The sequence below is a fragment of the Microbispora sitophila genome, from assembly GCF_014892245.1.
GTDB classification, from domain to species: domain Bacteria; phylum Actinomycetota; class Actinomycetes; order Streptosporangiales; family Streptosporangiaceae; genus Microbispora; species Microbispora siamensis.
In genome coordinates this window covers 1-10,353 of sequence record NZ_JADBGC010000057.1, presented here as the reverse complement: position 1 = coordinate 10,353, position 10,353 = coordinate 1, and the positions used below count along the sequence as shown (strand labels likewise).

Genomic DNA, 10,353 nt, shown 5'->3' with positions numbered 1-10,353 from the left:
CGCAAACGATCATCACGACCGGCCCGTAGGACTGGGTGGCCAGCGTGGTCGCCCACACCGACGCCAACGCCATCAACGCCCCGACCGACAGGTCGATGCCACCACCGATGATCACGAAGGTCATGCCGACCGTGATCACCCCGATGGTCGAGGCCAACGCCAGGATGCTCACCAAATTGGAGGACGTGGCGAAGTTCTCCGGCCGGGTCACCAGGCCCACGATCGCCAGCAGGACGAGTGCGACGACCAGGCCGAGATGCGGGATCCTGCCCAGCCGGCCGGCCATCGTCGTTTTAGAGGCGAATCCGCCGGATCCTGCTCGGGGGGTCGCCTGTTCCTCCACCGCGGGCGTCACAGAGTCGCTCACGCCGGCCTTCCTTCCATGATCATGTCGAGGACGTGGTGTTCGTCGAGGTCCCGGGCATCGCTCTCGTGGATCACGCGCCCCTCACGGAGGACCAGCACCCGGTCGGCCAGGCCGAGCACCTCGGGCACCTCGCTGGAGACCAGCAGCACGCCGATCCCCTCATCGGCGAGCCTCCTGATGACGGCGTACAGCTCCGCCCGGGCGCCGACGTCCACCCCCCGGGTCGGCTCGTCGAGCAGCAGGAACTTGCGGCCGTTGATCAGCCAGCGCGCCAGCACGGCCTTCTGCTGGTTGCCGCCGGAGAGGTTCTTGATGGGCCGGTCCAGGTGCGGCGGCCGGATGTCGAGGTCCACGACCTGGCGCCGGGCGTCGGACGCCTCGCGGCCGCGGTTCATCCAGCCGAACCTGGCGTACCGGTCGAGGCTGCTCAGGGAGATGTTGCGCATGACGCTCTGGTCGAGGAGCAGTGCCTGGGCCTTGCGCTCCTCGGGGGCCAGCCCCATGCCGGCCCGTACGGCGCGGCTGGGGCTGCCGCCGCGCACCGGGGCGCCGTTCAGGACCACGCGGCCGTCCGCGCGGCGAGCTCCGTAGATCGCCTCGATGATCTCCGAGCGGCCCGACCCCACGAGCCCGGCCAGCCCGACGATCTCCCCGGCCCGTACGGTGAACGACACGTCGGTCACGCGGCCGGGCACGGTGAGCTTCTCCACGCGCAGGATCTCGGGACGGCCGTCATGACTGCCGGGGCGGGGCCGGGGCGGGAAGACGTGCTCCACCTCACGGCCGGTCATCAGCGCGACCACCTGCGAGGTGGGCGTGTCCTTGGCCGGCAGCCCGACCGCGACCGTGCGGCCGTCCTTCAGGACCGTCACCCGGTCGCCGATCTCCCGGATCTCCTCCAGCCGGTGCGAGATGTAGATCACCGCCACGCCCTGCGCGGTCAGTTCGCGGATGATCCGGAACAGGTTGGTCACCTCGTCGTGGGCCAGGGCCGCCGACGGCTCGTCCATGACGATCAGCCGAGTGTCGTAGGAGAGCGCCCGCGCCATGCTCACCACCTGCTTGGCGGCCGGCGACAGCCGGCCCACCTCGGTGGTCGGGCGGATCTCACCGTGCCCGAGCCCGGCCAGCAGTTCGCGGGTGATCCGGTTGGCCTCTCCCCTGCTGACGAACCCGAGCCGGGCCGGCTCGTGGCCGAGGAACACGTTCTCGGCGACGCTCAGGCCGTCGACCAGGTCGAGCTCCTGGTAGATGGTGGAGATGCCGAGCCGGATCGCGGCCGTCGGGCCGGCCAGGCGGACCTCCGCGCCGTCGAACACGATGGTTCCCTCGTCGGGCTGGTGGGCGCCGGCCAGAGTCTTGATCAGTGTGGACTTGCCGGCGCCGTTCTGGCCGAGCAGGCAGTGCACCTCCCCCGCGCGGACGTCGAGGTCGACGCCGTTCAGAGCGCGCACGCCGGGGAACTGTTTGACGATTCCTCGCATTTGGAGAAGAGACGCCGAGTCGGACGATGACCGCGGCACAGGGGCCTCCTGAGGGACGGGGGATGCGGCCTGGCCCCGCCCGCCTGACGGCGCCGGTTGGCACCACCGCGACGGCACCGAGGTCGGCGTCAACGGTGCCGCTGCGGATTCGAGCGACCGATCAGGCGGGCGGGACGTTCTGGGTGAAGGGGAAGGGCACGGTGGTGATCCCGTCCGCCTGACGGCATGCGCCATCGCCGCGGCACGCGGGATGGGCGGGAGTGCCGGCGGCTCGGACAGGCCGGTCAGGCGGACGGGATGTCTGGGTGGACGGGGGTGGTCAGATCAGGCGGGGACAGGTGGGAGCGGGGCGGCGGACGGGCGGGTCCACCGCGAGTGGAACGGACGGGTCATCGGGGGCTCCTCACGCGCCACGATGGTTGGGATGTCGGATGGTGATGGCTGTGGGGTCGGACAGCGCCCGTTCGACGACGACGCCGGCCGCTCCACGCGACGCTGCGCCGAAGCCGAGGTTGGAGGCGACGAACCGGCAGCGGTCGGCGCCGGTCATGCCCAGGCGGGCCATCTCCTCCCGGGCCGCGGGGACGATCCGGTCGGCGAGCCTGGCGAAGTAGCCGCCCAGCACGATCACCCGCGGGTTGAAGAGGTTGACCAGCACGGCCGCTCCGCGTCCGAGCCACCGGCCCACCTTCGCGAGGGCCGCGTCGACGCGGGGGTCTCCTTCGGCCCACCGCTGCTCGATCTCGGCCAGCCGCTCCTCCGGGTCGCGGACGACCTGCCCGCCTGTGCCGTACGCGCGGTCGGGCGTGGCCATGCGCACCAGCGCGGCCAGTCCGACCTTGGTCTCCCAGCAGCCGACCCGGCCGCAGCGGCACGGCTCACCGGACGGGTCGGCCATGATGTGGCCGACCTCCCCGGCGAAGCCGTCCGCTCCGCTCAGCAGCCGGCCGCCGGAGATGATGCCGCCGCCGACGCCCACCTCACCGGTGAGGTAGACCAGGTCGGACGTGCCCGCGGCGACGCCCGAGGTGAACTCGGCCAGCGCCGCGAGGTTGGCGTCGTTGTCCACGGCGATGGGGATGCCTGCGCGGATGTCGGCCTGGGACAGCCGCTCGGCCACCGCCACCCCGTGCCAGCCGAGGTTCGGGGCGACGACCACCGTGCCGGTGCTCGTGTCGATCAGGCCGGGGACGGCCACGGTGATCCCGGCCAGCGCGACCCCGAGCCGGTCGAGGTCGGCGACGGTCCTCTCGACCACCCGGGCCAGCTCGTCCAGTGAGCGTTCCGGGCTGGAACCCATGGCGTCGAAGCCGATGCGCCGGTCGGCGAGCACCCTGCCGGCCAGATCCGTGGCGAAGGCGGCGATGTAGTCGACGTTGACCTCCACGCCCAGGGCGCCGATCCGTGAACCGTCCAGGACGAGCGCGACGCTCGGGCGGCCGACGGAACCGGCGTGCTGCGGCCCGGTCTCCTTGACCAGCCCCCGTGCCTGAAGCTCGCTCACCAGGCTGGTGACGGTCGTCTTGTTCAGTCCGGTCGCGACCGCGACGGCCGACCGGGAGCACGGGCCGTACGCACTCACGTGCCGCAGAACCAGAGCGAGGTTGGAACGGCGCACAGTGGCCTGGTCCGCGGGAACACCCGCGGACCCGCCGCGACTCGGCGAGTCGGTCCTATGGCCGTCGGCCCTGGTGCGGTCCACGCCCCTCCTCAATTAGTTCGCATGGCTGGCCGAATTAAAGACGGGGACTTCCGGGAGGCACAAGGGGAAACCGGTCACAAGTTGCGTAACGTTCCAATAACCACATAACGAATCAGTCCTGAACTGGGCGGAAAGGGGGCGATGCCAACTCGTTACGGGACCAAGGGGTGCACAGACGGACACCTCCGTGTTACAACCCTGATTAATTGATCTCGTAGACAAACAAAGGATCAGGTGAGGCGGGTGACGAACGAGCAGCACCTCACCCGCCTCTCCGGAAGCTCTCCGCCGGCGGGCCCCGCCGCACTGCGCCGGGCGAACCTCTCGCTGGTGCTGCGTGAGCTGCGCGACCACACCTCCCTGTCGCGCGCCGACATCGCGGACGCGACCGGGCTGCACCGGGCCACCGTCTCCAACCTCATGGCGGAGCTGCTGGATCGGCGGCTGGTCCGGGAGCTCGGCGTCGAGCACGCGGGCGCCGTCGGGCGCCCCAGACGGGCGGTGGCGCTGCACGGCGCGCACGTCGGCGCCCTGGGCATGGAGATCAACGTGGACTACATCGCGGTCCACGGCACCGACCTCAGCGGCCGGGTCCTGGTCGAGCGCCGGGTGGTCTTCGACGCGATGGGCAGCCGCCCGGACAGCGCGGTGCGCAGGCTGGGGCTCGTGGCCAAGGAGTCCGTGGAGGCGATGGCGCGGGCCGGCGCCGTCCCCGCGGGCATCGCGGTGGCCGTCCCCGGCCTCGTGGACGTGGCACGCGGCGTCGTGACGCTCGCGCCGAACCTCTACTGGCAGGACCTGCCGCTGGCAGACCAGTTGTCCGCCATGCTCGGCCCGCTGCGCGTGCCGGTGCGGGTGGACAACGACGCCAACCTCGCGGCGCTGGCCGAGTTCACCTCGGGCGTCGCCGCGGGCACGCCCGACCTGGTCTACCTCACCGGTGAGGTGGGCGTCGGCGGCGGCATCATCTCCGGCGGCAAGCTCCTGCGCGGAGCGGACGGCTTCTCCGGGGAGGTCGGGCACCTGCGGGTCGACCCGAACGGCGACCAGTGCGGCTGCGGCCGCATCGGCTGCTGGGAGACCAAGGTCGGCCTGGCGGCGCTCGTCCGCGCGGCCATGCCCGAGCAGGCGTACGGGCTGCCCGGCATGCCGGTGCCCGACCCCGGCGAACGAGTGGCCGACATCGCCAGGGGCCTTGCCTCCGGCGACCGGCGCATGATGCAGGCGGTCGCGCAGGTCGGCCAGTGGCTCGGGCTCGGCGGCTCGATCGTGGCCAACCTGTTCAACCCGCGAGTGATCGTCATCGGGGGCTACTTCGCCTCACTGGCCGAGTGGCTGCTGCCCCACGCGCAGGATGAACTGCAGCGGCTCGTGATGGCCGCCCCCGCGGCCCAGTGCCGATTCGTCGCCTCGACGCTCGGCTTCGGCGCCGCCTCCCGCGGCGCCGCGAGCATGGTGGTCAGCCAGATCATCGACGACCCGACAACGATCATGGATTCATTACCCCGGCCGTCAGCCTACTGACGGCCCCACAGACCTGGAGACGGCACCTCTCCAGTACCCCCGGTATCCAACGCAAGTAAGCGGCAACAAGCGCGGCGGCGCGCGCCTTGCCTGACCTCCCCCCCAGTCAGGAAGGGTCTTCCATGTCACCACGTCATCGAACGTGGGCCAGGCCGTTCAACACGGCCCTGCCAGAAAAGGGACGACGTCCGAGACGTCGAACCGCGGCGACGATGGCCCTGGCCCTCGTCGCGCCCGTCATCACGCTCCTCGCGGCGCCCGCGAGCGCCGAGGCCGCTACGGCCGCGGCGGCACCCGACTTCAAGGTGCTCGTCTTCTCCAAGACCACCGGTTTCCGGCACGACTCGATCCCCGAGGGCATCGCGGCCGTGCAGAAGCTCGGCCAGGAGAACAACTTCGCGGTCGACACGACCGAGGACAGCACCAAGTTCACGGACGAGAACCTGGCGCAGTACCAGGCCGTGGTCTTCATGTCCACGACCGGTGACCCGCTGGGCACCCAGGACCAGAAGGACGCCTTCCAGCGCTACATCCAGAAGGGCGGCGGCTTCGTGGGCGTCCACGCCGCCGCCGACAGCGGCTACAACTGGGCCTGGTACGGCAAGCTCGTCGGGGCCTACTTCAAGCAGCACCCGGCGATCCAGCAGGCCACGGTCAAGGTCGAGGACCCGGCGCACCCGTCGACCAAGGATCTGCCGACGACCTGGACCCGTACCGACGAGTGGTACGACTACCAGACGAATCCGCGTGGCACGGTCCACGTCCTGACGTCGATGGACGAGAAGTCCTACTCCGGCGCCACGATGGGCGCCGACCACCCCAACACCTGGTGTCAGGACTACGACGGTGGCCGCTCGTGGTACACGGGCCTCGGCCACCTGAAGGAGAACTACAGCGAGGCGAACTTCCTCAAGCTGCTCCTCGGCGGTATCAAGACCGCCGCGGGCGCCGAGAAGGCCGACTGCTCGGCCTCGCAGAGCAGCAGCTTCGAGAAGACCACCCTCGACGACAACACCTCCAACCCGATGATGCTGGACGTGGCCAAGGACGGCCGGGTCTTCTACATCGACCGGCTGGGCGACGTCAAGGTCGTCAAGCCGGAGGGTGGCACCGTGACGGCGGCGCACCTGAACGTGTTCACCGCCAACGAGAGCGGTCTGCTCGGCATGGCGCTGGACCCCGGGTTCGACACCAACAAGTGGATCTACCTGTACTACTCGCCGTCGGGCTCGGCGAACGTGGACCGGCTGAGCCGGTTCACGGTCACCGGTGACACCGTGGATCTGGCGAGCGAGAAGAAGATCCTCGACGTTCCGGTGCAGCGGGCCGAGTGCTGCCACCACGGCGGCGGCCTGGTGATGGACCCGAAGACCGGCAACCTGTGGCTGGGCACGGGCGACAACACCAACCCCTTCGCCTCCGACGGCTACGCGCCGATCGACGAGCAGTCGGGCCGGGCCAACTGGGACGCCCAGCGCTCCGCGGGCAACACCAACAGCCTGAGCGGCAAGCTGCTGCGGATCCACCCCGAGCCGGACGGCACCTACACCATCCCGGCGGGCAACCTGTTCGCCCCGGGCACGGCCAAGACCAAGCCCGAGATCTACGGCATGGGCTTCCGCAACCCGTTCCGGATCGGCCTGGACTCCAAGACCGGCAACATCATGCTGGGTGAGTACGGCCCCGACGCCAACGCCGCCAGCGCAACGCGCGGCCCGCAGAACACGGTGGAGTGGAACCTGATCTCCAAGCCGGGCAACTACGGCTGGCCGTACTGCATCGGCAACAACACCCCCTACATCGACTACAACTTCGCGACCAAGACGTCGGGGTCGGCGTTCAACTGCGCGGCTCCGGTCAACGACTCGCCGAACAACGACGGTCTGACCAACCTGCCGCCGGTGATCCCGGCGACGGTCTGGTACCACTACGCCTCGGACCCCAACAACTTCCCCGAGCTGACCGGTGGCGCGCCGATGGGCGGCCCGGTCTACCGCTACAACGCCAACCTCCAGTCGACGACCAAGTGGCCGGCGTACTGGGACGGCAAGGCGGTCTTCGGTGAGTGGAACAACAACGCGCTGTGGTCGTTCCAGCTCAACGAGGACGGCACCAAGCTCGTCGAGATGAACCGGATTCTCAACACCCTGAGCTTCAAGAAGCCCATGGACATGAAGTTCGGTCCCGACGGCGCTCTGTACCTGATCGAGTGGGGTTCGGGCTTCGGCGGCGACAACGCCGACTCGGGCATCTACCGCGTCGACTACGTCAAGGGCGTCCGTCCCCCGGCGGCCCGCGCCAGCGCGGACAAGACCGACGGCCCGGTGCCGCTGAGCGTCAAGTTCAGCAGCGAGGGCTCGCGGGACCCTGACGGCAAGGCGATCACCTACGCCTGGGACCTCGACGGTGACGGCAAGACCGACTCCACCGACGCCAGCCCCACCTTCACCTACACCACGGCCGGCGAGTACAACGCGGTTCTCACCGTGACGAACGCCGACGGCCTGTCCGGCAAGGCGAGTGTGGCGATCAACGCGGGCAACACCCGTCCCACCGTCACCGTGGACGTCCCGCCGAACGGCGCCTTCTTCGAGTTCGGCGACCAGGTGAAGTTCAAGGTCACCGTCACCGACCCCGAGGACGGCACGATCGACTGCGACAAGGTCCAGATCCAGGCGATCCTCGGCCACGACAGCCACGGCCACCCGCTCGACCAGCTCAAGGGCTGTGAGGGCACCCTGCAGACCCAGCAGGCGGGCCACGGCGAGTACGACAACCTCTTCTACGCGATCGAGGCCAGCTACACCGACGGTGGCGCCGGCGGTGCCAAGCCGCTGACCGGGCGGGGCCAGGTCATCCTGGAGCCCAAGCGCAAGCAGGCCGAGCACTTCTCGCAGACCGGCCGGGTCGCCGGCGGCACGGGCACCGACACCGCGGGCGTCTCGATCGAGACCACGACCGACACCGCGGGCGGCAACCAGAACATCGGGAACATCCAGGACGGCGACTGGTGGTCGTTCGACCCGGTCAACCTGAGCAACGTCACCGCGATCCGGTTCCGGGTCGCGTCGAACACCACCGGCGGGACCATCCAGGTCCGGCAGGGCAACCCGGAGAACGGCACGCTGGTCGGCACCGTCGACGTGGCGGGCACGGGCGGCTGGCAGACGTTCAAGGACGTCACGCTGAACCTGACCAACCCGCCGGTCACGAGCGGCCCGCTGTACTTCGTCGTGCGCAAGCCGGCGAGCGCGGCCAACGACGCCTTCCTGCTCAACTTCAACTGGGTCGACTTCATCGGCAAGGGCGCCACGGAGAACCAGCGTCCGACGGTGTCGGTGGCGGCCAGCGCGACCACGGGCGTCGCGCCGCTGAAGGTGGACTTCACCTCAACCGCCAGCGACCCCGACGGTGACACCCCGCTCACCTACAAGTGGGACTTCGGGGTGAACGGCGCGCCGCAGCCGACCACGGCCAACGCGAGCTACACCTACACCGCGCCGGGCACCTACACCGCCACGCTGACGGTGACCGACGCCAAGGGCGCGGCCGGCACCGCCACGGTGCAGGTCAAGGTGGACACACCGGCCACGGTGTGCTTCAGCGGCCGGTCCGACGACTTCCTGGGCACCCAGCTCGACCGCGACCGCTGGTCGGTCATCCGGGAGAACCAGGACCTCAGGGTCGCCGACGGCAAGCTGATCATCCCGACCTCGACGACCGACATCTACAGCACGGGCGGCAACACGCCGAACATCGTCGTGCAGCCGGCGCCGTCGGGTGCCTGGACCGCCACCGCCAAGCTCACGCTGAACGCGCGCGACGCGTACCAGCAGGCGGGCCTGGTCATCTACGGCGACGACGACAACTACGCCAAGATGGTGCTCCAGGCGCGGTCGACCTCGGGTTCCGACCACGCCAGCCGCATCTTCCAGTTCATCCGTGAGGACAAGGGCGCCCCGAACGAGGTGTCGCAGAGCAACACGGCCAACCTCGGGGACGCCTACCCCGACACGGTGTACGTGCGGTTCGTCAGCGACGGCACCAACATCACCGCCCACTACTCCTCGGACGGCACCAACTTCACCGCGATGCCGGAGACCAAGCCGCTCGCCGGGATCACCAACCCGAAGATCGGCCTGATCTCGCTGGCCGGGGCCAACCACCCGGTGGTGGACGCGGCCTTCGACTGGTTCCAGATCACGCCGGACGACAAGGCGACCCCGCCGACGCCGGACGACGACTTCAACGGCACCACGCTGGACAACTGCCGCTGGAACTCGGTCGTGCGCTACGACGCGACGGCTGTGCGGGTGAGCAACGGCAACCTGGAGCTCGACACCACGAAGGGTGACATCTACGGGACGACCAACAGCGGCCCGAAGAACTTCATCCTGCAGACGGCGCCGAGCGGTGACTGGACGCTGGAGACCAAGCTCGACGGCTCGGCCCTCAGCGAGCAGTACCAGCAGGGCGGCCTGATGGTGTACGGCGACGACGACAACTACGTGAAGTTCGACTTCCTCACCACCAACGCCGCAGGGTCGACGGTGGCGCGGACGATCGAGCTGCGCAGCGAGGTCGGCGGCACCGTGCAGAACCCGCAGCCGCAGGTGAACAACCTCACCGCCGGTCCGTGGTGGCTGCGCCTGAAGAAGGTGGGAGACAGCTTCACCGGCTCCTACTCCTCCAACGGCACCACCTGGACCGACCTGGCCACCAACGGCACGGTCGCGGTGGTGAAGAACAGCGCCGTGGCGAACGCGTCGAAGATCGGCGTCTACACCATCGGCACCAACCAGGGCGCGTCCAAGACGGTCAAGTTCGACTACTTCAAGCTGATCAAGGCGGGAAGTGAGGACAAGACCGCTCCGGTGACGACGGCGACGACCGACCCGGCGCAGCCGGAGGGCGGCTCGTTCACCGGTCCGGTCACGGTCACGCTGAAGGCCGTCGACGAGACCGGCGGCAGCGGCGTGGCCAAGACCGAGTACGCGCTGGACGGCGGCGCCTGGACGGCTTACACCGCCCCGGTCACCGTCTCCGGCGACGGCCAGCACCAGCTGACCTACCGCTCGACCGACAAGGCGGGCAACGTCGAGGCGATCAAGACGCTCACGCTGACGATCTCCACGCCGGCCACGCCCACGGTCAAGCTGACCGTCACCGCCGCCCCCCGCTGCATCGGCACCACCGCCTACCTGGCGGTCACCGCCGTCAACAACGGCGACGTGCCGGCCACGATCACGCTGAACACCCCGTTCGGCAACAAGACC

At 69.6% G+C, this 10,353-nt stretch carries 4 protein-coding genes and 1 pseudogene; 2 read left to right on the top strand and 3 right to left on the bottom strand.

The window, feature by feature from the left end; translation table 11 throughout:
- The 3 genes and pseudogenes from IL992_RS45130 to IL992_RS45120 all read right to left on the bottom strand — a co-directional run.
- Positions 1-367: pseudogene (locus IL992_RS45130) on the bottom strand (ABC transporter permease); the annotation flags it as partial.
- Positions 364-1,851 carry a sugar ABC transporter ATP-binding protein gene (locus tag IL992_RS45125; RefSeq protein WP_193209434.1) on the bottom strand — a complete coding sequence of 496 codons (1,488 nt, stop codon included), beginning with the start codon at positions 1,849-1,851 and terminating at the stop codon, positions 364-366. The pseudogene IL992_RS45130 and the gene IL992_RS45125, both read right to left, overlap by 4 nt.
- 403 nt (positions 1,852-2,254) lie before the next feature.
- Complete coding sequence (locus IL992_RS45120; protein ID WP_193209433.1) at positions 2,255-3,553, bottom strand: ROK family protein; 1,299 nt, start codon at positions 3,551-3,553, stop codon at positions 2,255-2,257.
- Between the two features lie 243 nt (positions 3,554-3,796).
- Between IL992_RS45120 and IL992_RS45115 the strand changes: the two genes are divergently transcribed.
- Together IL992_RS45115 and IL992_RS45110 are read left to right on the top strand one after the other, a co-directional pair.
- Positions 3,797-5,077 carry an ROK family transcriptional regulator gene (locus IL992_RS45115; RefSeq protein WP_193209432.1) on the top strand — a complete coding sequence of 427 codons (1,281 nt, stop codon included), beginning with the start codon at positions 3,797-3,799 and terminating at the stop codon, positions 5,075-5,077.
- Positions 5,078-5,289: 212 nt separating this feature from the next.
- The coding region (locus tag IL992_RS45110; protein ID WP_193209431.1) for a ThuA domain-containing protein at positions 5,290-10,353 on the top strand (5,064 nt) is incomplete at its 3' end.

Coding starts and splice junctions, on each gene's coding strand:
- IL992_RS45125 (WP_193209434.1), bottom strand. CDS start 1,851: ATGCGAGGAATCGTCAAACAGTTCCCCGGCGTGCGCGCTCTGAACGGC.